The 23,225-nt window shown below is 72.4% G+C and carries 17 protein-coding genes; 8 read left to right on the plus strand and 9 right to left on the minus strand.

Annotation, left to right across the window (positions count from 1 at the left end):
- Nucleotides 1-28: 28 nt before the first annotated feature.
- The 6 genes from N3K63_RS05390 to N3K63_RS05415 form a co-directional block, all read right to left on the minus strand.
- The gene (locus N3K63_RS05390) at nt 29-1,075 is read right to left on the minus strand and encodes a branched-chain amino acid ABC transporter permease (RefSeq protein WP_261578960.1); all 1,047 of its coding nucleotides are present in this window, start codon (nt 1,073-1,075) and stop codon (nt 29-31) included.
- Nucleotides 1,072-1,950: a branched-chain amino acid ABC transporter permease gene (locus tag N3K63_RS05395; RefSeq protein WP_261578961.1), complete on the minus strand. Its 879-nt coding sequence runs from the start codon at nt 1,948-1,950 to the stop codon at nt 1,072-1,074. Before N3K63_RS05395 ends, N3K63_RS05390 begins: the two co-directional genes overlap by 4 nt.
- Nucleotides 1,951-1,957: 7 nt before the next feature.
- Entirely contained in the window at nt 1,958-2,683 is a 726-nt protein-coding gene (locus N3K63_RS05400) for an ABC transporter ATP-binding protein (protein ID WP_261578962.1), read from the minus strand.
- On the minus strand, nt 2,680-3,450 hold the full coding sequence (locus N3K63_RS05405) for an ABC transporter ATP-binding protein (RefSeq protein WP_261578963.1): 771 nt from the start codon (nt 3,448-3,450) through the stop codon (nt 2,680-2,682). The genes N3K63_RS05400 and N3K63_RS05405 overlap by 4 nt, the downstream gene beginning before the upstream one ends.
- Nucleotides 3,451-3,454: 4 nt before the next feature.
- Nucleotides 3,455-4,738, minus strand: a complete 1,284-nt coding sequence (locus tag N3K63_RS05410) for an ABC transporter substrate-binding protein (protein WP_261578964.1) — start codon at nt 4,736-4,738, stop codon at nt 3,455-3,457.
- Nucleotides 4,739-5,083: 345 nt separating this feature from the next.
- Complete coding sequence (locus tag N3K63_RS05415) at nt 5,084-6,082, minus strand: LacI family DNA-binding transcriptional regulator (protein ID WP_261578965.1); 999 nt, start codon at nt 6,080-6,082, stop codon at nt 5,084-5,086.
- Between the two features lie 107 nt (nt 6,083-6,189).
- Between N3K63_RS05415 and N3K63_RS05420 the strand changes: the two genes are divergently transcribed.
- From N3K63_RS05420 to N3K63_RS05455, 8 genes are all read left to right on the plus strand, one after another.
- Entirely contained in the window at nt 6,190-6,558 is a 369-nt protein-coding gene (locus tag N3K63_RS05420) for an L-rhamnose mutarotase (RefSeq protein ID WP_261578966.1), read from the plus strand.
- Nucleotides 6,555-7,721 (plus strand): L-rhamnose isomerase, encoded by a 1,167-nt coding sequence (rhaI, locus tag N3K63_RS05425; protein ID WP_261578967.1) that lies wholly within the window; start codon nt 6,555-6,557, stop codon nt 7,719-7,721. Before N3K63_RS05420 ends, rhaI begins: the two co-directional genes overlap by 4 nt.
- 100 nt (nt 7,722-7,821) lie before the next feature.
- The gene (locus N3K63_RS05430; RefSeq protein ID WP_261578968.1) at nt 7,822-9,858 is read left to right on the plus strand and encodes a bifunctional aldolase/short-chain dehydrogenase; all 2,037 of its coding nucleotides are present in this window, start codon (nt 7,822-7,824) and stop codon (nt 9,856-9,858) included.
- A gap of 112 nt (nt 9,859-9,970) precedes the next feature.
- Nucleotides 9,971-11,392: a rhamnulokinase gene (locus N3K63_RS05435; RefSeq protein WP_261578969.1), complete on the plus strand. Its 1,422-nt coding sequence runs from the start codon at nt 9,971-9,973 to the stop codon at nt 11,390-11,392.
- A gap of 152 nt (nt 11,393-11,544) precedes the next feature.
- On the plus strand, nt 11,545-12,195 hold the full coding sequence (locus N3K63_RS05440) for a GntR family transcriptional regulator (RefSeq protein WP_261578970.1): 651 nt from the start codon (nt 11,545-11,547) through the stop codon (nt 12,193-12,195).
- Nucleotides 12,192-13,712 (plus strand): MmgE/PrpD family protein, encoded by a 1,521-nt coding sequence (locus N3K63_RS05445; RefSeq protein WP_261578971.1) that lies wholly within the window; start codon nt 12,192-12,194, stop codon nt 13,710-13,712. Before N3K63_RS05440 ends, N3K63_RS05445 begins: the two co-directional genes overlap by 4 nt.
- Before the next feature lie 123 nt (nt 13,713-13,835).
- Nucleotides 13,836-14,735 carry a methylisocitrate lyase gene (gene prpB / locus N3K63_RS05450; RefSeq protein WP_261578972.1) on the plus strand — a complete coding sequence of 300 codons (900 nt, stop codon included), beginning with the start codon at nt 13,836-13,838 and terminating at the stop codon, nt 14,733-14,735.
- 31 nt (nt 14,736-14,766) lie between these two features.
- Nucleotides 14,767-15,954, plus strand: a complete 1,188-nt coding sequence (locus tag N3K63_RS05455) for a bifunctional 2-methylcitrate synthase/citrate synthase (RefSeq protein WP_261578973.1) — start codon at nt 14,767-14,769, stop codon at nt 15,952-15,954.
- A 237-nt stretch (nt 15,955-16,191) separates the two neighbouring features.
- Here N3K63_RS05455 and N3K63_RS05460 read toward each other — a convergent pair whose 3' ends face one another.
- The 3 genes from N3K63_RS05460 to fadD5 form a co-directional block, all read right to left on the minus strand.
- A complete protein-coding gene (locus N3K63_RS05460) occupies nt 16,192-19,929 on the minus strand; it encodes a choice-of-anchor I family protein (RefSeq protein ID WP_261578974.1) in 3,738 nt (1,245 codons plus the stop codon).
- 96 nt (nt 19,930-20,025) lie between these two features.
- Complete coding sequence (locus N3K63_RS05465) at nt 20,026-21,630, minus strand: alcohol dehydrogenase catalytic domain-containing protein (RefSeq protein WP_261578975.1); 1,605 nt, start codon at nt 21,628-21,630, stop codon at nt 20,026-20,028.
- Nucleotides 21,631-21,634: 4 nt separating this feature from the next.
- Nucleotides 21,635-23,212 carry a fatty-acid--CoA ligase FadD5 gene (gene fadD5 / locus N3K63_RS05470; protein ID WP_261578976.1) on the minus strand — a complete coding sequence of 526 codons (1,578 nt, stop codon included), beginning with the start codon at nt 23,210-23,212 and terminating at the stop codon, nt 21,635-21,637.
- Between the last annotated feature and the right edge of the window lie 13 nt (nt 23,213-23,225).

Below are 23,225 nucleotides of genomic sequence, written 5' to 3' on the forward strand. Positions count from 1 at the left end.
CCACTCGGCCGCGAGACTGCGCGTCGGGCTAACGGCGGCCGCGCAGGCGGGTGAGGAGGGGGCCGAGGATGCCGCGGGCGAGGCCCACGAGGCCGAACGGCACGAAGAACGCGAAGACCACGAGCACGATGCCGTAGGCGGCGCCTGTGGCGGCGGGGCTGATCGAGGCCGTCCACATCGGCACGTACTGGATGAACAGCGCCCCGAGCACCGCGCCGCCGACGGTCGCGAGCCCGCCGACGACGATGAGCGTGATGAACGAGATCGACAGCATGAGGCCGAAGTTCTCGGGGCCGATGAACTCGAGCAGCAGGGCGTAGATGCCGCCGGCGACGCCGGCGTACGCCGCGGATGCCGCGAACAGACGCGTCTTGGTCTGGGCGATGTCGACGCCGAGCGTCTGCGCGACCAGCTCCGCGTCGCGCACCGCGACGAAGGAGCGCCCGAGGCGTCCGCGGCTGAGCCGGCGCGTGAGCACGTACGCGAGCGCGGCGACGACGAGCGCGAGGTAGTACACCCACTGATCGTGGGCGAGCGGGATGCCGGCGGGCGGGTCGCCGTCGATGCGGATGCCGCGACTGCCGTGCGTGATCGGCTCCAGCATCCGGATCACGGCGGGCGTGGCCATCGCCAGCGCGAGGGTCACCAGCCCCAGCTGCAGACCGCGCAGCCGCAGGGCGGGGAGCCCGATGAGGTAGCCCACGGCGAACGGGACGATGCCGGCGATCACCAGGGGGAGGAGGGGGCCGAGCCCCGACTCGCCGCCGACGGCGACCGCGTAGGCGCCGATCGCGAAGAACGCGGAGTGGCCGAGCGAGATCTGCCCGCCAAAGCCGACGAGCAGGTTCATGCCGAGACCGACGATCGTCCAGACCATCACGAGGGTGATCGGCAGGGTCACGTAGCTGGGGTTCAGCAGCGGCACGGCGACGAGGCCCGCCCCGCCGGCGACGACCAGTGCGACCCGCAGCCACCGCGGCACCGGCAGCGGGGGCCGCGGGGTGCGCAGCCATTCGACGGGGGACGGGCGGCGGGCGCGGCCGACCCGCGGCAGCGTCTGGGTGGCCAGGCTCATACCCGCACCAGTTCCTTCCGGCCGAACAGGCCCTGGGGTCGCAGCAGCAGCACCGCCACGATGATCACGAGCGCGAAGATCTGCTTGAGCTCCCCGCCGACCCCGGGGACGTAGCTGCCGGCGAGGTTCTCGACGACGCCGACGATCACCCCGCCGATGAGGGCGCCCACGGGGGAGTCGAGGCCGCCGAGCGTGGCCGCGGCGAAGGCGTAGATCAGCACCGGCGCCATCATCCCCGGATGCAGGAACAGCTCGGGCGCGATGAGGGTGCCCGCCAGGGCGCCGATGGCCCCGGCCATCGCCCAGCCGAGCGACATCATGCGCCCGGTCGAGACGCCGGACAGCTCGGCGGATTCGGGCGCCGAGACCGCGGCGCGCATGCGCAGGCCGGTGCGCGTGAACCGGAACACGGCTGCCAGCACGAGGGCGAGCACGAGCACGGCGGCGACGATCCCGATGTCCTGCCGCGAGACGGCGACCCCGCCCGAGGCGACCGACCCGGCGCCGAACAGGGCCGGCATCTCCTTGGTCTGATAGGTCCACACCCAGCCGATGACCGCGTTCAGGGCGATCATGAGCCCGAGGCTCACGATGATGAGCGGCAGGTGCTGGTGGCGCCGCACGAGCGGGCGGAACAGCACGCGCTCCAGCCCCACGCACAGCAGCGCCAGCGCCGCCATCGACACCGGGAGGGCGATCCAGATCGGCATCCCCCAGGCCGTGCACTGCCACGACACGTACGCGCCGAGCAGCGCGAGCTCGCCCTGGGCGAAGTTGAGGGTGCGGGAGGCCCGGTAGACCAGCACGATCGCCAGCGCGAGGGCGCCGTAGACCGCGCCGGTGGCCACACCGTCGACGAGCTGCTGCCAGATCACGGCATCCTCACATTCCCAGGTAGGCGCGACGCACGTCGTCGTCGCCCTGCAGATCGGCGGCCTCGCCGCGGGTGACGATGCGGCCGCTTTCGAGCACGAGCGCGGTGTCGGCGATGCCGAGAGCGAGGGCGGCGTTCTGCTCGACGATGAGCAGCGCGGTGCCGCGGGTGCGTCCCAGCTCGTCGATGGCGGCGAACACCTCCGCGGTGACCTTGGGGGCCAGTCCCAGCGACGGCTCGTCGAGCAGCACGAGGCGCGGCGCGGCCATGAAGGCCCGGGCGATGGCCAGCAGCTGCTGCTCGCCGCCGCTGAGGCCCGACGCCGGGCGCCCAGCGCGCTCGCCGAGGCGCGGGAATCGCTGCATCCAGAAGTCGGCGTCGGCGGATGCCTCGCGGGCGGGGCGACGCGTGCCGCCCAGCAGCAGGTTCTCGCGCACGGTCAGGTCGGGCACGGTGCCGCGTCCCTGCGGGACGTGCGCGATGCCGTGGCGCGCGATGCGGTGGGCCGGCAGCCCTCGCAGCTCCACACCGCCCAGACGGATGCTGCCGGTCGCGGCGCACAGCCCGGTCAGAGCGCGCAGGGTCGTGGTCTTGCCGGCGCCGTTCGCGCCGAGGATGACCAGGCGACGGCCCTCGTCGAGGTCGAACGCGATGTCGTGCAGCACGGGCACGGCGCCGTAGCCGGCGGTGCGCAGGTCGACGCGGAGGAGCGAGGATCCGGCGGTGAGGCTCATGCGGCCGTCCCCAGGTAGGCGGTGATCACCGCGGGGTCGCGGGCGACGTCGGCGGGCGCGCCTTCGGCGATGAGGCGGCCGAAGTCGAGCACCACGACGCGGTCGCAGGTCGACATGACCAGTCCCATGTGGTGCTCGACGAGCAGGATCGCGGTGCCGCGGTCGGCGGCCAGTGCGCGCAGGGTCGCGCCGAGCTCGGCGACCTCGCTCTGGATGAGGCCGTTGGCCGGCTCGTCGACCAGCAGCAGGCGGGGCGATCCGAGCAGGGCGCGGGCCAGCTCGACGCGCTTGAGGGTGCCGAACGGCAGGGTGCCGGCGATGCGGTCGGCGACGCCGGAGAGGGAGAGGGCGCTGAGCAGCTCGCGGGCCTCGGCGCGCACGCGCGCCTCGGTGCGCGCCACCCCGGGAAGGGCCAGGGCGCTGGCCCAGTAGCCGCCGCGCGTGACGTGATAGGCCCCGGCGAGCACGTTCTCGAGCACCGTCTGCGTCGAGAACAGGCCGAGGTTCTGAAAGGTGCGCCCCACGCCCAGGCTCGCCACGCGGTGGCGCGGCACCCCGATCACCTCGGTGCCGGCGACGCGGATCGAGCCCGACTGCGGCCGGTACAGTCCGCTGACGCAGTTGAACAGGCTGGTCTTGCCGGCACCGTTGGGGCCGATGAGGCCGACGATCTCACCGTCGGCGACGGTGAACGACGGCCCGTCGAGAGCCTGCAGGCCGCCGAAGGCGAGGCGCACCTCGGCGACCTGCAGCAGGGGCGAACTCATGCGATCAGTCGCCCACCGTGTACGTCTCGTCGTGCAGGTCCCAGTTCTCGCCGTTGAACACCTGCACCCCGATCTCGCTCCAGACGAACGGGTAGTCGGCGGTGGTGGTCACCGGCACGGGGGCCAGGTCGAGCTCGAGCCCGTCGAACGAGGTCGCCGCGTCCAGCAGGCCCTCGCGCGTGCATCCGTCCATCGAGGTGAGGGCGGCCTCGAGCAGCTGCGCGGTCTGGTAGCCCGCGGCGGCGGGCGCCGACAGCGCGTTGACCTTGTCGGAGTGCTTCGCCGCGAAGGCGGTCCAGGCGTCGAAGCCCGCGTCGCCGGCCAGGCCCGGATCGGTGATGTCCTTCGTGTAGGCGATCGACACGACGCCGTCCGCGGCGCCGGGTCCGGCCGGCTTGAGGAAGAACGTGGCATCCGCGGCGGGCGCGTTGATGACCGTCGTCGCGTCCCAGCCGAGCTCGAGCTTCTTCTTCAGCGACTGGGTCGCGAACGCGCCGACGGCCCAGTCGAGGAAGACGTCGGCGCCGCTGGCGGCGAGGGTGGTCACCTGACTGTCGACGGATGCCGAGGCGAGCTCGTACGACTCGGCGGCCACGAGCTCGACGTCGGTGCCCGCGAACGCCTCCTCGAATCCGGCCCGGATGCTCTCGCCGAAATCGTCGTTCTGGTACAGGATCGCCGCTTTCGCGCCGGGGTGCTCGGCGATGAGGTACTCCGACAGCGCCTGCACCTCGAAGCCGTACTGCGGCATGAACCCGGTGGTCCACGGGGAGTCCTCGTGCAGGGTGAGCAGGGCGTCGGTGCCGGTGCCGACGAAGAGGTTCGGCACGCCCTGCTCGGCGACGTAGGGAGCCGCGCCGATCGCGGCGCCCGTGCCCAGCACGCCGGCGAGGGCGAACACCTCGTCCTGCTCGACGAGGGTGCGCAGGTTCACGGTGGTCTTGGCGGGGTCGTAGCCGTCGTCGATGACGGTGACCTCGACCGTGCGCGTCTTGCCGTCGGCGAACTCGAGACCGCCGGCCTCGTTGATGTCGTCGAAGTACGCCTGCAGCGTGGTGCCGATCGCGCCGTAGGCGGCGGCGGGGCCGGACAGCGGGATGCTGTTGCCGATCTTCACCGTGCTGTCGGTGAAGCCCGGGCTGCAGGCGGCGGCCTCGCCGCTCTGGCCCGGGTCGGCGATCGCCTCGTCGTCGCGGCCGGCGCAACCGGCCAGGACGAGAGCCGAAGCCGCGGTGAGGGAAGCGATGGCGGTCGCGCGTCGGTGCCGCGAGCGAAGGGTGCTGTGCATGTGTTCCTCCTCGAACGGATGCCCCCGGAGCGCATCGACGCTCGTCCGCCCTCGCCGATGAGGGTGGACGCGGAGCCGCAGTCACGCGGGGTCCGGCCGGGTGCTGTCGAGTATGACAAGCCGCCCGCCGATTGTCACGTATTTTGTGAACCGGCATTCACGTGGATGTGAATGAGAACTCACGTTCGGGACGGCGTGCGGGAGGGCGCTCCGGGCCGCTGGGGCCCTGGGCCCCTGGGGTGCGGGAGCCCCGCGGCGCGGGAGCCCCGCGGCGCGGGAGCCCCGCGGCGCGGGCGCGCGCCCGAGCCCTCGCGGCTCGGCCCGGCGCCGGAGCTCCGCGCCTGGTCAGGGGCCGAGGGTCGAGGCGCGGGCGACGAGCTCGGGCTGGAACTCGACCTGCTCGGCCGGGGCGCCGGCGTGCATCGCGAGCAGCAGCTCGACGGCGGTCGCGCCGATGAGCGCGGCGGGCTGGCGCACCGAGGTCAGCGGCACGACGGCGGCCGAGGCGAAGTCGATGTCGTCGTAGCCGACCAGCGCGATGTCGCCCGGCACGCGCGCGTCGCCGGTCATCACGAGGCTCTGCAGGATGCCGAGGGCCACCAGGTCGTTGGCGGCGAACACGCCCCGCGGGCGCTGGTCGTGCGGGCGGTCGAGGATCGCGCGGCCCACGGCCCGGCCGGCCTCGACGGTGAGCGCGTCGGTGGGGAGATGCTCGAGCGAGGCATCCGCGGCGGCGACCGCCTCGGATGCGCCGCGGTACCGGTCGCCGACCTGCCGCAGGGTGAGCGGCCCGCCGGCGAAGGCGAGGCGGCGGTGGCCGAGCGAGAGCAGATGCGCCGCGGCGACCCGCCCGCCCTCGACGTCGTCGACGGCGACCGACGACAGCTGCGGGTCGTCGGAGGTGCGGTCGACGAGCACCGCGGCGATGCCGTTGTCGCGCAGCCGCGCGAGGCGCTCGGTCGCGTCGCCGGTCGGCGTCACGAGCAATCCCAGCACGCGCTGCTGCTCGAACAGGTCGAGGTGGGCGCTCTCGCGGCCCGGCTGCTCGTCGCTGCCGGCGACGAGCACGCTGAGCCCGTCGGCGGCGGCGCGCTCCTCGGCGCCGCGGGCCATGTCGGTGAAGAACGGGTTGCGCAGGTCGAGCACGACGAGCCCGATCGCCCGGCTGCGCCCGGCGCGCAGCTGGCGGGCGGCGTCGTTGCGCACGAAGCCGAGGGCGGCGATGGAGGTCTGCACGCGTTGCACGGTGGCGGCGGCGACCTTGTCGGGGCGGTTGAGCACGTTCGAGACGGTGCCCACCGAGACGCCCGCGTGCAGAGCGACGTCTTTGACGCTGACGGCCACGTGGTCCTCCTGGCTTGACGGGTGTTCGTCGCCAGACTACGGTATTGATCGATTCATTGAATCGTTTCAGGATCACGCACCACCCGCCGCACTCACGAAGAGGTGACATGACCACCCGGGTCGCATTCCAGCTGCAGATCGTTCCCGAGCGTCTCGACGAGTACGTCGCCCGGCACACCCCGGTGTGGCCCGAGATGCTCGCCGAGATCGCGGCCGCCGGCCGGCGCAACTACTCGCTGTTCCTCGGCGAGGGCGGCCGGCTGTTCGGCTACTACGAGACCGACGACGATGACGCCGCGCAGGCCTACCTCGCGGCATCCGCCGTCGCCGCCCGCTGGGAGGCCGAGATGGCGCCGTTCTTCGCCGGACTCGACGGCCGCCCCGACCAGGCCGCCACCGCGCTCACCGAGATCTTCCACCTGTCCGATCAACTCGCCGCCGCGACCACCTCCACCGACGAAGGCCCCTCCGCATGAGCACTCTCACCGCCGACCACCTGTCCGCCCTCGCCCAGCAGGGCATCGAGCTGCCCTCGTGGGCGTTCGGCAACTCAGGCACCCGCTTCCGCGTGTTCGCCACGCCCGGCACCCCGCGCGACCCGTTCGAGAAGATCGCCGACGCCGCCCAGGTCAACGCGTTCACGGCGCTCGCGCCGTCGGTGGCGCTGCACATCCCGTGGGACAAGGTCGATGACTACGCCGCCCTGCGCACGTACGCCGAAGACCTCGGCGTGAGCCTGGGCACGATCAACTCCAACACCTTCCAGGACGAGGACTACAAGTTCGGCGCCCTCACCCACCACGACGAGCGCATCCGCCGCAAGGCGATCGACCACCACCTCGAGTGCATCGACATCATGGATGCCACGGGCTCGCGCGACCTGAAGATCTGGCTCGCCGAGGGCTCCAACTACCCGGGGCAGAACGACATGCGCGGCCGGCAGGACCGCCTGCAGGACTCGCTGCAGCAGATCTACGCCCGCCTGGGCCAGAGCCAGCGCCTCGTGCTGGAGTACAAGTTCTTCGAGCCGTCGTTCTACCACACCGACGTTCCCGACTGGGGCACCAGCTACGCCCAGGTCGCCGCGCTCGGCGATCGCGCGCTGGTCTGCCTCGACACCGGGCACCACGCGCCGGGCACCAACATCGAGTTCATCGTCATGCAGCTGCTGCGCCTGGGCAAGCTCGGCTCGTTCGACTTCAACTCGCGCTTCTACGCCGACGACGACCTCATCGTGGGTTCGGCCGACCCGTTCCAGCTGTTCCGCATCGTGCTCGAGGTGATCCGCGGCGGGGGCCTCAACAACCCCGACGTCGCCTTCATGCTCGACCAGTGCCACAACATCGAAGACAAGATCCCGGGGCAGATCCGCTCGGTGCTCAACGTGCAGGAGATGACCGCCCGCGCCCTGCTCGTCGACCGCGAGGCGCTGACCGCCGCGCAGACCGCGAACGATGTGCTCGCCGCCAACGGCATCCTCATGGACGCGTTCTACACCGACGTGCGTCCGCAGCTGGCCCAGTGGCGCGAGGAGCGCGGCCTGGCCGCCGACCCGCTCGCCGCCTACCTGGCCTCGGGCTACCAGCAGCAGATCGCCGACGCGCGCGTGGGCGGCACCCAGGCCGGCTGGGGCGCGTGACCCCCACCTCGAGTGTCCACAACACGCCGCTGAGCCCGCGCGCCAGCCGCGTGTTCTGGACACTCGACCACCCGACCCCGACGACCAGAGACGAGACGCCATGACCACCCCGACCGCCGCCGACCTCATCGCCCGCAGCAACCGCCTGGGCGCCGACCCCAAGAACACGAACTACGCCGGCGGCAACACCTCGGCCAAGGGCACCCAGACCGACCCGGTCACCGGCGACCCCGTCGAGCTGCTGTGGGTGAAGGGCTCGGGCGGCGACCTCGGCACCCTCACCGCCGATGGCCTCGCGGTGCTGCGCCTCGACCGCATGCGCGCCCTCGTGAACGTCTACCCCGGCCTCGACCGCGAAGACGAGATGGTCGCCGCGTTCGACTACTGCCTGCACGGCAAGGGAGGCGCTGCCCCCTCGATCGACACCGCGATGCACGGACTCGTGGATGCCGCGCACGTCGACCACCTGCATCCCGACTCGGGCATCGCCATCGCCACCGCCGCCGACGGCCCGCAGCTGACCGCGACGATCTTCGGCGACAAGGTCGTCTGGGTGCCGTGGCGCCGGCCCGGGTTCCAGCTGGGCCTGGACATCGCCGAGATCAAGGCGCAGAACCCGCAGGCGATCGGCACGATCCTCGGTGGCCACGGCATCACCGCGTGGGGCGACACCAGCGACGAGGCCGAGGCCAACTCGCTGTGGATCATCGACACCGCCGCCGCCTACATCGCCGAGCACGGCGCCCCCGCTCCGTTCGGCGGCGTGCGTGCCGGATTCGAGGCGCTGCCCGAGGCCGAGCGCCGCGCCCGCGCCGCCGCCCTGGCCCCCACCATCCGCGGCCTCGCCTCCACCGACAAGCCGATGGTCGGGCACTACACCGACGGCGCCGTGGTGCTGGACTTCCTGGCATCCGAGAAGGCGCCGGCCCTGGCCGCGCTGGGCACGAGCTGCCCCGACCACTTCCTGCGCACCAAGGTCAAGCCGCTGATCCTCGACCTCCCGGCATCCGCGTCGGTCGACGAGCAGATCGCCCGCCTGCGCGAGCTGCACCAGGACTACCGTGCCGACTACCAGGCCTACTACGACGCCCACGCCAGCGCCGACAGCCCCGCGATCCGCGGCGCCGATCCGCTCATCGTGCTCGTGCCGGGCGTGGGCATGTTCAGCTACGGCGCCAACAAGCAGACGGCGCGCGTGGCGGGCGAGTTCTACGTCAACGCGATCAACGTGATGCGCGGCGCCGAGGCGCTGTCGACGTACGCGCCGATCTCGGATGCCGAGAAGTTCCGCATCGAGTACTGGGCGCTCGAAGAGGCCAAGCTGCAGCGGATGCCGAAGCCGAAGACCCACCAGGGACGCATCGCGTTCGTCACCGGCGCGGCATCCGGCATCGGCAAGGCCATCGCCACTCGGCTCGCCGCCGAGGGGGCGTGCGTCGTGATCGCCGATCTCGACCTCGCCAAGGCCCAGGCGGCGGCCGCCGAACTCGGAGGCACCGACGTCGCCATCGGCGTGGCCGCCGATGTGGCCGACGCCGACGGCGTGCAGGCCGCGATCGACGCGACCGTGCTCGCCTTCGGCGGCATCGACCTCGTCGTCAACAACGCCGGACTGTCGCTGAGCAAGCCCCTGCTGGAGACCACCGAGAAGGACTGGGACCTGCAGCACGACGTCATGGCGAAGGGTTCGTTCCTCGTCGCGAAGGCCGCCGCGAAGGCGCTCATCGCGCAGGGCATGGGCGGCGACGTCATCTACATCTCGTCGAAGAACTCCGTCTTCGCCGGCCCCAACAACATCGCCTACTCGGCGACCAAGGCCGACCAGGCCCACCAGGTGCGCCTGCTGGCTGTCGAGCTGGGCGAGCACGGCGTGCGCGTGAACGGCATCAACCCCGACGGTGTCGTGCGCGGCTCCGGCATCTTCGCGTCGGGCTGGGGCGCCAACCGCGCCGCCACCTACGGTGTCGCCGAGGAGGACCTCGGCCAGTTCTACGCGAACCGCACGATCCTCAAGCGTGAGGTCGTCCCCGAGAACGTCGCCGACGCCGTGTACGTGCTCACCGGGCCCGAGCTCAGCCGCACGACGGGCCTGCACATCCCGGTGGACTCGGGCGTCGCGGCGGCGTTCCTGCGATGACCGCGGGTGCGGCGGCGGTGGGCGTGACCATCCGTCGGAACGGTGGTGCGGATGTGGCCGCCGTCGCCTCGCGAGACGACACCAGCCCCACCGATCCGACGGATGGTCGGCCGTGAGTGCCGGAGCGGTCGCGGCGGTCGACCTCGGGGCGACCAGCGGGCGCGTGATCGTCGGGCGCATCGGTCGCGACACGCTCGAGATGGAGCAGGTCGCCCGGTTCGCCAACGACCCGGTGCCCGCCGGCGACGGCCTCCACTGGGACGTGCTGTCGCTGTACGCGGCGGCGCTGGCGGGACTGCGCACGGCGGTGCGCGCCCACCCCGACCTGGCGAGCATCGGCATCGACTCGTGGGCCGTCGACTACGGCCTCATGCGCGGCGGGCGCCTGCTCGGCAACCCGTTCCACTACCGCGACGAGCGCACCGCCCGCGGTGTCGACGCGGTGCACGCCCGCATGCCGCACGCCGAGCTGTTCGAGCGCAACGGGCTGCAGTTCCTGCCGTTCAACACGCTGTACCAGCTCGCCGCCGAAGACCCCGCGGTGCGGGGTCTGGCCGACCGGATGCTGCTCATCCCCGACCTGCTCGGCTCCTGGCTCACCGGCCAGACCCGCGCCGAGCAGACCAACGCCTCCACCACCGGGCTGCTGCGGGTGCTCGATGCGCGCTGGGACGACGAACTCGTCGCCGCCCTCGGCATCCCGCGCGCGCTCCTGCCCGACCTCATCGCGCCGGGCGAGGCCCTCGGGGCGCTGCGGCCCGAGGTCGCCGCTGCGCTCGGGGCCCGCGCCGACCTGGGCGTGACGGCCGTCGGGTCGCACGACACGGCATCCGCCGTCGTCGCCGTGCCGATGCAGCCGGATGCCGCCGCCTACATCTCCTGCGGCACGTGGGGGCTCGTCGGCGTCGAGGTCGAGCACCTCGTGCTCACCCCCGACGCGCTGCACGCCAACTTCACCAACGAGGGCGGCGTCGACCGGCGGGTGCGGTTGCTGCGCAACGTGATGGGGCTGTGGGTGCTGACCGAGACCGTGCGCGGCTGGGAGCGGGCGGGCGAGCGCATCGACCTGCCGACGCTGCTGGAGGCCGCCGCGGCGGTGCCCGCGGCATCCGTGCCTGTCGTCGACATCGACGACCCGCGGTTCCTGCCGCCCGGCGACATGCCCGCCCGCATCGACGCCTGGTGCGCCGAACGCGACCTGCGCGCCCCGCAGAGCCGGGCCGAATACGCCCGCACGATCATCGAGTCGCTGGCCGCAGCCTTCGCCGACACGGTGCGCACGGCCGCGCGACTGGGCGGAGTCGACGTGCGCACGATCCACATCGTCGGGGGCGGGGCGCTCAACGCGCTGCTGTGCCAGCGGGTCGCCGACCGCTCGGGGATGCCGGTGCTCGCCGGCCCCGTCGAGGCGACCGCGCTCGGCAACATCCTCGTGCAGGGACGCGCCGCCGGCTTCGTGTCGGGCTCGCTCGAGGCGCTGCGCGACCTCGTCGCCCGCACCCAAGAGGTGCGCCGCTTCACCCCCGCCGCCTGACCCGTCTGGGCGAGGGCGGCCGACGCGCGACCGCGGGAGGCACGCGGGCTGCGGCACGTTTGTATACGGCGATGCGGCGAAACCCGGGCTCGACCCCGATGTCGCGGGTTTGTGTATACACTGGGGCGCGAAGCCACGACGGGGAGGTGTGCATGCGGGCCAGTGATCGCGCGTACCGCGCCCTGCTCGACGAGATCCAGTCGGGCGCGCTCGCCCCGGGCGCCGTGCTCGGCGAGGTCGAGCAGTCCACTCGCCTCGGGGTCAGCCGCACCCCGCTGCGCGAAGCGCTCGGTCGCCTCGCCGCCGACGGCCTCGTCGCCCAGGCCTCGCCGCGGGTCACCGTCGTCACCGCGATCGACGCCGACGACATCCGCTCGCTGTTCCAGGTGCGCCGCGCGCTCGAGGAGAGCGCCGCGCGCCTGGCCGCCGCCACGGCCGACCGGGCCGTGTTCGCCGGGCTCGCCGACGAGTTCGCCGACGCCGAGCCCGCCGGGGCGACCGGCGCCGAGCCCGCCGGCGACGCCGACGCCTACTACGCGCTGATCGCCCGGTTCGACGCCGCCCTCGACGCGGCCGTCGCCAACGGCTACCTCACCGCCGCGCTGCGCACGGTGCGCACCCACCTCGTGCGGGTGCGCCGCCTCGCCCGCGACAACCCCGCCCGCCTGGCGGCGTCCGTCGCCGAGCACCGCGTGATCGCCGCCGCGATCGCCGCCGGCGACACCGACCTCGCCGCCCATGCGACCCACGTCCACCTGCACAACGCCCTGACCAGCATCCTCGAGTCCCTGGAGTCACGATGACCGTCATCCACCCCGTCCGCGTGTACCGCAGCGAAGAGCCGCTGCCGCGCACCGCCCAGCTCGCCTACAAGATCGCCGAGGTCGCCGTCGACCCGGTGCCCGTCGAGCCCGACGTCGTCGACATGATCATCAACCGCGTCATCGACAACGCGGCCGTCGCCGCGGCATCCCTCACCCGCGCGCCCGTCTCGGCGGCCCGCGCGCAGGCGCTCGACCACCCGGTCTCGCGCGGCGGCGCCGGCGCCACGGTCTTCGGCGTGCCCGGCGACACGCACTCGAGCCCTGAGTGGGCGGCGTGGGCCAACGGCGTGGCGGTGCGCGAGCTCGACTACCACGACACGTTCCTGGCCGCCGAGTACTCGCATCCGGGCGACAACATCCCCCCGATCCTCGCCGTGGCCCAGCACACCGGCGCCGACGGCGCCGCCCTCGTGCGGGGCCTGGCCACCGGCTACGAGATCCAGATCGACCTCGTGCGCGCCATCTGCCTGCACAAGCACAAGATCGACCACGTCGCCCACCTCGGACCCTCGGCGGCGGCCGGCATCGGCACGCTGCTCGGCCTCGACGTCGACACCGTCTACCAGGCCGTCGGCCAGGCGCTGCACACCACCACCGCCACGCGCCAGTCGCGCAAGGGCGAGATCTCGACGTGGAAGGCGCACGCCCCCGCCTTCGCCGGGAAGATGGCCGTCGAAGCCGTCGACCGGGCGATGCGCGGCGAGACGAGCCCGTCGCCGATCTACGAGGGCGAAGACGGTGTGATCGCCTGGATGCTGGACGGCAAGGATGCCGCCTACGAGGTGCCCCTTCCCGCCGCCGGCGAGCCCAAGCGCGGCATCCTCGACTCGTACACGAAGGAGCACTCCGCCGAGTACCAGGCGCAGGCGTGGATCGACCTGGCCCGCAAGCTCCACCACGAGGCGGCGTTCGACCCGGCCCAGGTCGCGTCGATCGTGCTGCACACCAGCCACCACACCCACTTCGTGATCGGCTCGGGAGCGGGCGACCCGCAGAAGTACGACCCGACGGCATCCCGCGAGACGCTCGACCACTCGATCCCCTACATCTTCACCGTCGCCCTGCAGGACGGCGGCTGGCACCACGTCGACTCGTACACCCCCGAGCGCGCCGGCCGGCCCGACACGGTGGCGCTGTGGCACAAGGTGACGACCGCCGAGGATGCCGAGTGGACGCGCCGCTACCACTCCGACGACCCCGATGAGAAGGCGTTCGGCGGGCGCGTGGAGATCACCCTGCAGGACGGCACCACCATCGTCGACGAGATCGCCGTCGCCGACGCCCACCCGCTCGGTGCGCGCCCGTTCGCCCGCGCCGACTACGTCGCGAAGTTCCGCCTGCTCGCCGAGCCCGTGCTCGAGCCCGCCGAGATCGACCGGTTCCTGGCGCTCGCCGAGCGGCTGCCCGAGCTCACGCCCGCCGAGGTGCGCGAGCTCAACATCGTCGCGAAGGCCGGCGTGCTGGCCGCGGCGCCGTCGCCGAGGGGGCTGTTCTGATGGGGCGTTTCGACTCGCTGCGCTCGCTCAACGACCGGGGGGCGGGGGGTGCGAGGGGGCGTTTCGACTCGCTGCGCTCGCTCAACGACCGGCGCGGGGGCCGGGCCGGGGGAGGGTGCTGACATGCTGTACGCCACCACCACTGCGGCCGAGAAGCGCCGCGCGCTGCGCGAGCGGCTCGCCGCCGGCGAGCTCGTGCGCTTTCCCGGCGCGTTCAACCCGCTGTCGGCGCGGCTCATCGAGCAGAAGGGCTTCGACGGCGTCTACATCTCGGGGGCCGTGCTCGCCGCCGACCTCGGGCTGCCCGACATCGGCCTGACGACCCTCACCGAGGTCGCCGGGCGCGGGCAGCAGATCGCCCGCATGACCGAGCTGCCCGCGATCATCGACGCCGACACCGGCTTCGGCGAGCCGATGAACGTCGCCCGCACGATCCAGACCCTCGAGGATGCCGGCATCGCCGGGGCCCACATCGAAGACCAGGTCAACCCGAAGCGCTGCGGTCACCTCGACGGCAAGGCGGTCGTGGATGCCGACACCGCCGTCAAGCGCATCCGGGCGGCCGTCGACGGGCGTCGCGACCCGAACTTCCTGGTCATGGCCCGCACCGACATCCGTGCCGTGGCGGGACTGGACGCGGCCATCGACCGTGCGAAGGCACTCGTCGACGCCGGGGCGGATGCCGTCTTCCCCGAGGCCATGCGCGATCTCGGCGAGTTCGAGGCGATGGCATCCGCGCTGGACGTGCCGATCTTGGCCAACATGACCGAGTTCGGCAAGAGCGAGCTGTTCACCGTCGACCAGCTGCGCAGCGCGGGCGTGCAGATCGTGATCTGGCCGGTGTCGCTGCTGCGCATCGCGATGGGCGCGGCGGGCCGCGGGCTGGATACGCTGACCGAAGACGGGCACCTCACCGGGCTGCTCGACCAGATGCAGCACCGCGCAGACCTCTACGACCTCATCGACTACGAGGGCTACAACCGATTCGACACCAGCGTCTTCGATTTCACGATCGACCGCTGACCCACCGGCAGAGGCGAAGGAGCCACACATCATGACCGACCAGGACATCAAGAAGGGCCTCGCGGGCGTGGTGGCCGATGTCACCGCGATCAGCAAGGTCAACCCCGAGACCAACTCGCTGCTCTACCGGGGCTACCCGGTGCAGGAGCTCGCGGCCACCCAGCCGTTCGACGCCGTCGCCTACCTGCTGTGGCACGGCGAACTGCCCACCGACGAGCAGCTGGCCGCGCAGCGCGCCGACGGCCGCCGCTACCGGGCGCTCGCGCCCGAGGTGAAGGCGGCGATCGACCAGCTGCCCCTCGAGGCGCATCCGATGGACGAGCTGCGCACCGCGGTGAGCGTGATCGGCGCGATCGAGACCGCCGGGCAAGACGTGCTGACCGCGGTCGGCACCCCCGAGGAGAACATCGCCCGCAGCCTGCACCTGTTCGCCGCGCTGCCGGCCATCGTCGCCTACGGGCAGCGTCGCCGCCACGGTCTCGAGCCGATCGAGCCCCGCGAAGAGCTCACCTACGCGGAGAACTTCCTGTGGATGACCTTCGGCGAAGAGCCCGACCCGGTCGTCGTCGACGCGTTCAACCGGTCGATGATCCTCTACGCCGAGCACTCGTTCAACGCCTCGACGTTCACCGCGCGCGTGATCACCTCGACCCTCAGCGACCTGTACTCGGCCGTCGTCGGCGCCATCGGGGCGCTCAAGGGCCCCCTGCACGGCGGCGCGAACGAGGCGGTGCTGCACATCTTCGACGAGATCGGGGATGCCGACAACGTCGGCCCGTGGCTGGATCGCGCGCTCGCCGAGAAGCGCAAGATCATGGGCTTCGGCCACCGCGTCTACAAGCGCGGCGACTCGCGGGTCCCCACGATGAAGGTCGCCCTCGACTCGCTGGTCGACTTCTACGAACGGCCCGACGTGGCTGCGCTCTATGCCGAGTTGGAGCGCGAGTTCGTCGAGCGCAAGGGCATCTACCCGAACCTCGACTATCCGTCGGGGCCGGCCTACAACCTGATGGGCTTCGACACCCTCACCTTCACCCCGCTGTTCGTCGCGGCCCGCATCACGGGCTGGACCGCGCACATCATCGAGCAGCAGGGCGCCAACGCGCTCATCCGTCCGCTCTCGGCCTACAACGGCCCCGACGAGCGGCACATCGACGGCTACGCCCCCGACACCGAGGCGATCCGCCTGGCCGAGCGTCCGGAGGAAGCCGCCGGCTGAGCCCCACCCGCGCGGGCCGGAGGGGCGCCGAAGTCGGAGATCGGTGCGCACATCGGATGCTTTCGCCCACAGCATCCGATTCCGGTGACGACCTCCGACATCGGTGTCGTGCGCGCACCCGCACGCACACCCGCACGCCGCGCGTGACGGGGTGGACCCCGCCCCGGCCCCGGCCCCGGCGCACAGAAACGGGAACGGCCCCGGATGCGGATGCACCCGGGGCCGTTCCGTTGCGGATCAGGCGGTCGCGCGGCGGCGCAGCACCATCACCAGGCCCGCAGCGAGCAGGCCCGCCGCGAGCACCGAGACGAACCCGATCGGGAACGTGCCGCCGGTCGCGGCCAGCGTGCCGCCGGCGAGCACAATGACCCCGAGGGTCACTTCGCCGTCGCCCGAGACGAGCACCAGGCGGTGCGCGCCGGTGGGCAGGCTCGCCGGGATCGCGACCGTGAACGAGACCTGACCGTTGGCGTTCGCCGCCGGGATGCCGGTGATGACGATCGGGTCGCTGAACAGCGTCGCCGAGATCTGCTGACCGGGCAGGAGCCCCGCGATCTCGACCTCGAACGACCCGCCCTGCTCGACCCGGCCGGAGCCGAACTCGATCACGGCCTTCTCGAGCGCGGCGCCCAGCTCGGCGGCCGTCGGGCCGCCCGTGCCCGGCAGCTCGCCGCCCGGGTTCTCGCCCGGGTTCTCGCCGCCCGGGTTCTCGCCACCCGGGTTCTCGCCGCCGGGGTTCTCGCCCGAGGCGAGGGCGGCGCGGCCGAGCGGCGCCGGCGCGACCACGTCACGCGAGGCGAAGTAGGCGACGGTGGCCTGCAGGTCGACCTGGCCGGTGTCGGTGCGGTCGGTGCCCTGCGCGAAGGTGACGAAGTTGTCGCCGCCCGCGGCGAGGAACGAGTTGGTCACCACGGTGACCGCATCCGCCGCCGTGATCGGCGCACCGTCGAGGCTCATCGACACGATGCGCTGCCCGCGCGGGGCGGCCGGGTCGTACGTGTAGGCGAAGCCCGCCGAGACGCCCAGGTGCAGCTTCGGGCGCGACGAGCCGTCGGGCTGCCACTGCTCCTCGAGCACCGCCTTCAGCTGCGCCCCCGTGAGGGTGACCGTCACGAGCGTGTTCGCGAACGGCTGCACGTTGGCCACGTCGCGCACCGTCACGGTGCCGTCGCCCGTCTTCACCAGGTCGGCGCGCAGGCCTCCCGGGTTCATCAGACCGATCTGCGCCGGGGTGCCCGCGTAGTCGTCGTTCGACGTGGCCCACAGGTACAGGTCGGCCACGGTGTTGCCGAGCGTCGACTCGACGCCGCGGTCGGAGCCGGCGGTGCCGCCGCGGGTGATGCTGTCGCTGATGCGACCCACCTCCACCTTGCCCTCGGTCTCGGCGACGGCCACGGCATCCGCGACGATCTGCGCCACGGCGGGGTCGGCGGGGAAGGCCGCCTTGCCGTCGGCGACCAGCGGCACCAGCGACGGGGTGACGGAGACGAGCTCCTTCGAGGCGGTGTCGACCGAGATGTCGAGCTTGCCCAGCGTCGTGCCGTACTGGTGGGCCTGGATCACCGGGCGGGGGCCGGCGGGACCGGCGACCTCGCAGGCGAACGACTGGTGCGTGTGCCCGGTGACGATGGCATCCACCTCTGCCGAGGCGCCGCGGATCAGGTCGCCGAACACAGTGGTGTCGCCGGCGACGGCGTCGCAGGAGCCGGTGGCGGGGCCCTCGTGGGTGAGCAGCACGATCACGTCGGCGAGGTCGCCGTCGGTGATCTTCGCCGCGACGCGGTCGACCGCCTCGAGCTGGTCGCCGAACTCGATGCCGGCGATGCCCGTGGGGGTGACCATGGCGGCGGTCTGCTGGGTGACGGTGCCGATGAACGCGATGCGCACGCCGTCGACCGTCTCGACGCGGTACTCGTCGAGCGCGGGCGTCTTCGTGCCCTTCAGGTAGACGTTGGCGCCGAGGGAGAGGTGGCTGCCGCCCAGGCCCGGCGTCACGCGGTCGGTCAGGTCGGCGAAGCCGGCGTCGAACTCGTGGTTGCCCACCGCGCCGACATCCAGTCCCGCCGCCTTCAGCGCCGCGATCGTGGGGGTGTCCTGCTGGATGAACGACGTGAACGTCGAGGCGCCGATGTTGTCGCCGGCCGAGACGAGCAGGGTGTTCGGGTTCGTCTTCTCGAAGTCGTCGACGGCTCCGGCGAGCACGGCGGCACCCGCCTCGCCGTTGGCGAGGTTCTGCTCGATGCGACCGTGGAAGTCGTTGATCGTGAGCACCTGGATGTCGGTGGTCTGCGGCTCGGCGGGGGCGCCGTCGATCGCGAACAGCGTGGTGGTGCCCGAGACCTCGTTGGCCACGGCCAGGAGCGGCTCGCCGGTCGCGGAGCGCTCGGCGGGGATGAAGGTGACACCCTCGGCGCCGAGGTCGAGCGAGGCGGCGCTGGGCTCTTCGCCGGCGGAGAAGTCGCGGTTGTTCACGTACGTGACGAACCGGGATGCCGCGGGGTCGGTGATGTCGTAGACCATGATGCCGCCGACGCGCTCGAGGCCGACGAAGGCGTAGGTGCGGCCGCCGACGGTGCCCACGGCGACGTTCTCGGGCTCGGGGCCCTTCGCGGCGCTGCGGGTGTCGAAGCCGGTCTCGTCGTGGCCCGAGTCGAAGTGGTCGGGGATGGCCGCCGCGGTGATCTGCTCGAACTGGTCGCCCGAATCGAACACCTGCTCGCCGTCGGTGGTCCAGATCGAGAACGACCGGGCGCCGTAGGCGTACAGCTCGCTGTAGCAGTCGGCGCCGTCGGCGATGCCGAGGTCGGTGGCGATCTTGAGGCGGCCGAGGTCGGCGTCGGCGGTGAGCGCGGCGAGGGGGCTGGTGGTGCAGATCGGCTTCTGCTGCTTCTTGCCCAGGTCCTTCACGCGGGCTTCGTCGATGTAGTCGCCCCACTCGCGGGCGTCACCCTCGTTCGCGGTGACGAGATAGGTGGTGCCGCCGGCCTGGTACGAGCTCATGCCGTCGGGCATGTAGATGCCCTTCAGGCCCGGGTAGGCGGCGATGTCGATCGCGTTGTCGCGGTCGCTCGCGTCGAGACCGTTGCCGGGCAGGCCGTGGTCCTTGAACCCGAGCGGGAACAGGTCGGTGACGGTGGCCGAGGCGAGGTCGACGACCGCGATCGCGTTGGCCTCCTGCACGGCCGCGTAGGCGGTGCCGCCGTCGACGGCGATGTACTCGGGCTCGAGGTTGCGGCTGACCCGGTTCGCCGCGAGCGGGGTGTCGCCCTGATCGGGCGCGGCCACGTCGGGGCCGAAGACGCGCACGCCGCCGGGGAGGTTCTCGCCCTCGAACGCGGCGAAGCCGGCCAGGCGCACGGCCTCCTGCGCCGGGGCGGTCTTGCCGGTGGGGAGGGCCACGACGCCGACCGAGCCCTCCGGGTCGGTGGAGAAGTCGTCGGCGGGCTCGCCTTCATTGGCGACGACGGCGTAGGCGCCGTCGGACGAGATCGTGACCATGTCGGGGAGGGCCCCGACGGTGACAGATCCGAGGATGCGGGCCTCCGCGGCATCCGCGTCGAAGAACACCAGCGCGCCGGGGTCGGTCTTGGTGGGCGACTCGAGCGCGATCACGCCGAGGCCGTCGGCGCGGACGGCGACGGAGTTCGCGACGCCGTCGGCGGCGATCTCGAACAGCTCGACCGGCGATGCGGGGTCGCGGTAGTCGAGCACCGTGATCGAGCCCGCCTGCGCGTTGACGACGAAGAGGCGGTCGCCGTGGGCGGCGACGATCTCGGCGGCGGAGGCGCCGAACACGCTCGTGGCGTGCGTGCCGAGCGGGGTCAGGGTCAGGGCCGCGTCGGCGGCGGAGTGCACGACGGGCGCGGGCGTCGCCGGGGCGGCGGCCGCGGCGGTGAGCGGTGTCAGGGCGAGCGTGCAGGCGAGTGCGGCCGTGATGGCCGCAGCGACCGCACGACGTCGGACTGGCGAAGGCATGGGAGTCCTCAGGTCGATCGGGCAAGGGGTGCTTCTTGCCTACCGACGCGGGGTGGACCCCGGGTGGACCGTCGGTGAACGGACGGCGACGCCCGCTCAGTCGCCCGCCACGCGCACCGGCCGATCGTCGACGCGCTCGAGGACGAAGTGGTAGCGCCGCCCGTCGACCTCGGTGCCCGGGCCGGTCATGACCCCGAGGATCGTGTCGGGGCCCAGCCGGGTGAACAGGTCGATGACGGGGCGGGTGTCGTAGAGCATCGCCGCCGTGTCGACACCGTCGTGGCGCACGGTGCGCACCGTGGCCCCGCCGCCGGCCAGGCGCACGTCGGCGACGAGGTCGCCGTCGGCATCCGTGCACACGATCGGGGCGACGTCGTCGAGCGTGCGGAACAGCTTGCCGAACCAGCCGCTGCGTTCGAGCTGACGCTGGATCGGGTGGGTGAGGCTCAGCCCCGTGCCCCGCCACAGGCCGATCAGCTCGTCGGGTCGCACCGGCGGCAGCGAGCGCCACACGTGGGCGAGGTCGGCGTCGGCGATCTCGGTGATCGGGACGAGCGCCGGTGCTGGGGCGGTCGCGGCGGCGGCCGCGGTGCCCGCGGTGCCCGCGGTGCCCGCGGTGGCGATGGTGCCCGCGGTGCCCGCGTCGCCGATGCGGGCGACCGCCTTCACCACGCGCCCGGCCCGCGCATCGTCGACGGCGGCGTCGATGTCGTCGAACGCATAGCCGGTGACGAGCCGGTGCACCGGCAGGCGGCCCGCCCGCCACAGGGCGGCGAGCATCGGGATATCACGGTGGATGTCGGCATCCCCCTCGATCACGCCCGTGAGCGTGCGGCCCCACAGCAGCTGCGACTGCGACAGCGTCAGCGGGTTGGCGCCGGCGCGCAGCGCCACCGTCGCGCACACCCCGCGCGGGGCGAGCGCGGCCAGGGCGAGGTCGAGCGCCGACTGCGTGCCCACCGTGTCGAGCACGTGCGAGACGGGCTGCGCCAGCACCTCGCCCGGCTCGAGGGCCTGGTCGGCCCCGAGCTCCTGCGCCAGGCGTCGCCGCTCCTCGAGCGGGTCGACCACGACGATCCGGCCGACCCCGCGGTGGCGGGCGGCCATGACGGCGGCGAGGCCGGTCGTCCCGGCGCCGATCACCAGCAGAGCGTCGCCCGGCGCGGGACGCAAGACGTTCAGCACCGTGCCGACGCCGGTGAGGATGCCGCACCCCAGGGTCGCGGCGACCTCCCACGGCACGTCGTCGTCGATGCGCACCGCATTCGATGCGCGCGCCACCACATGGGTCGACCACGACGACTGCGACATCCAGCCCGTCGTGGCCCGCTCGCCGTCGACATCGGCATCCGATCGCGGCGCGTAGTTCAGGTCGGCGAAACGGTCGCAGTAGGCCGGATGCCCGGCGCGGCACGACGCGCACGCGCCGCACGAGTCGAAGCTGAGCACCACCCGGTCTCCCACCGCCAGCGCGCTCACCCCCTCGCCGACGGCCTCGACGATGCCGGCGCCCTCGTGACCGAACACGGCGGGGAAGCGGTCGCCCGCCCCGCCGGCGATGCCGAACAGGTCGGTCGCGCACACGCCCGAGGCCATGATGCGCACGAGCAGCTCTCCGGCTCCGGGGTCTCGCACGGTCACCTGCGAGAGCGCGACGGGTCCGCCGCGCTCCCTCACGAGCGCGGCCACGGCGACGGTCACGAGATCACGCCGTCGCCGGCTCGCGGTCGGCCGTGCGCAGGGCCACCTTGTTGACCTTGCCGGCGGCGTTGCGCGGCAGGGCCGGCACGACGACGAGGTGCTTGGGCTGCTTGAAGCGGGCGAGCTTGTCGGAGAGCCAGTCCTGCAGCTCGTCGATCGACAGCTCCTGCGCGGGGTGCAGGGCCACCGCGGCCACCGGCACCTCGCCCCAGCGCTCGTCGGCGCGGCCGTACACGGCGGCCTCGAGGATCTTCGGGTGCGCGGCGAGCACGTTCTCCACCTCGGCGCAGTACACGTTCTCGCCGCCGGAGATGATCATGTCCTTCTTGCGGTCGACCACCCACACGAAGCCCTCCTCGTCTTGCTTGACGAGGTCGCCGGAGTGGAACCAGCCGCCCTCGAACGCGGCGGCGGTCTCCTCCGGCTTGCGCCAGTAGCCCTTCATCAGGTTGGGCCCGCGGTAGACGATCTCACCCACCTCGCCCGGGGCGACGTCGTTCATGTCCTCGTCGACCACGCGGTACTGGATGGTGGGGATCGGACGCCCCACCGATCCGAGCTTGCGCAGCGAGTCCTCGCCGCGCAGCACGCAGGTGATGGGCGAGAGCTCGGTCTGGCCGAACACCGCCACGTTCGTCGCGTGCGGGAAGCGGTCGGCCATCGCGTGCAGCAGGGTGTCGGATGCCGGGGCGGCGCCCCAGCTGATGATGCGCAGGTGCAGGTCGCGGTCGGGCAGGGTCGGGTCGGCGCAGATCACCTGCCACTGCTGCGGCACGTTGAACACGATCGTGGCCTTCTCGCGCTCCCACGCGTCGAGCAGCTCGCCCGGGTTGAAGGCGCCGAGCGGGTGGATGACCGTCGGGATGCCGATGATGAAGTTCGGGGCGATCGAGCCGAGCCCGGCGATGTGGAACAGCGGCGCCGTCATGAAGGCGATGTCGCTCTCGTCGTTGACGTTGTTGGCTCGCAGACACGTGATCGACTGCGCATACAGGTTGAGGTGGTCGAGCATCGCGCCCTTGGGTCGACCGGTGGTGCCCGAGGTGTACATGATGAGCGCCGTGGTGTCTTCGGGCACGTCGGGGGCCTCGAAGCCGGCGGTGTCTTCGGCGACGAGGTCTGCCCACGCCTCCTGGCCGTCGCCGGCCTCGCCGATGACGATCACCTTCTTCACGCGGTCGGTCACCTGCGCCACGGCGCCCACGAGGGGCGCGAGCGGACCCTCGACGATCAGCACGTCGGCATCCGCGTCGTCGACGATGTAGGCGATCTCGGGAGGGGTGAGGCGGATGTTGATGGGCACGGCGATCGCGCCGAGCCGGTTGATGCCGAACACCGACAGCACGACCTCGGGGCGGTTGAGGGTGAGCAGCAGCACGCGGTCGCCGAAGCCGACGCCGCGACGGGCGAGCGCGGCGGCGAAGGCGTCCATGGTGTCGCGTGCCTGCGCCCAGCTCGTCTCGGCGCCCAGAAAGCGCAGCGCCGGGGCGTCGGGCTTGTTCGCCGCGTGCGTGGCCACCTGGTTCATCCAGTGGTTGCGGCGCGCGGCGGTGGGGATCGCATACGCGGTGTGATCGGTCATCGGAGGTCCCTCT

The sequence above is a fragment of the Microbacterium festucae genome (assembly GCF_025421715.1).
Lineage (GTDB): Bacteria > Actinomycetota > Actinomycetes > Actinomycetales > Microbacteriaceae > Microbacterium > Microbacterium festucae.

Bases quoted from the DNA above. Each gene is read 5' to 3' on its own strand.
- N3K63_RS05390 (WP_261578960.1), bottom strand. From the start codon at position 1,075: ATGAGCCTGGCCACCCAGACGCTGCCGCGGGTCGGCCGCGCCCGCCGC.
- N3K63_RS05400 (WP_261578962.1), bottom strand. From the start codon at position 2,683: ATGAGCCTCACCGCCGGATCCTCGCTCCTCCGCGTCGACCTGCGCACC.
- N3K63_RS05405 (WP_261578963.1), bottom strand. From the start codon at position 3,450: ATGAGTTCGCCCCTGCTGCAGGTCGCCGAGGTGCGCCTCGCCTTCGGC.
- N3K63_RS05410 (WP_261578964.1), bottom strand. From the start codon at position 4,738: ATGCACAGCACCCTTCGCTCGCGGCACCGACGCGCGACCGCCATCGCT.
- N3K63_RS05420 (WP_261578966.1), top strand. From the start codon at position 6,190: ATGACCACCCGGGTCGCATTCCAGCTGCAGATCGTTCCCGAGCGTCTC.
- rhaI (WP_261578967.1), top strand. From the start codon at position 6,555: ATGAGCACTCTCACCGCCGACCACCTGTCCGCCCTCGCCCAGCAGGGC.
- N3K63_RS05430 (WP_261578968.1), top strand. From the start codon at position 7,822: ATGACCACCCCGACCGCCGCCGACCTCATCGCCCGCAGCAACCGCCTG.
- N3K63_RS05440 (WP_261578970.1), top strand. From the start codon at position 11,545: ATGCGGGCCAGTGATCGCGCGTACCGCGCCCTGCTCGACGAGATCCAG.
- N3K63_RS05445 (WP_261578971.1), top strand. From the start codon at position 12,192: ATGACCGTCATCCACCCCGTCCGCGTGTACCGCAGCGAAGAGCCGCTG.
- prpB (WP_261578972.1), top strand. From the start codon at position 13,836: ATGCTGTACGCCACCACCACTGCGGCCGAGAAGCGCCGCGCGCTGCGC.
- N3K63_RS05455 (WP_261578973.1), top strand. From the start codon at position 14,767: ATGACCGACCAGGACATCAAGAAGGGCCTCGCGGGCGTGGTGGCCGAT.
- N3K63_RS05460 (WP_261578974.1), bottom strand. From the start codon at position 19,929: ATGCCTTCGCCAGTCCGACGTCGTGCGGTCGCTGCGGCCATCACGGCC.
- fadD5 (WP_261578976.1), bottom strand. From the start codon at position 23,212: ATGACCGATCACACCGCGTATGCGATCCCCACCGCCGCGCGCCGCAAC.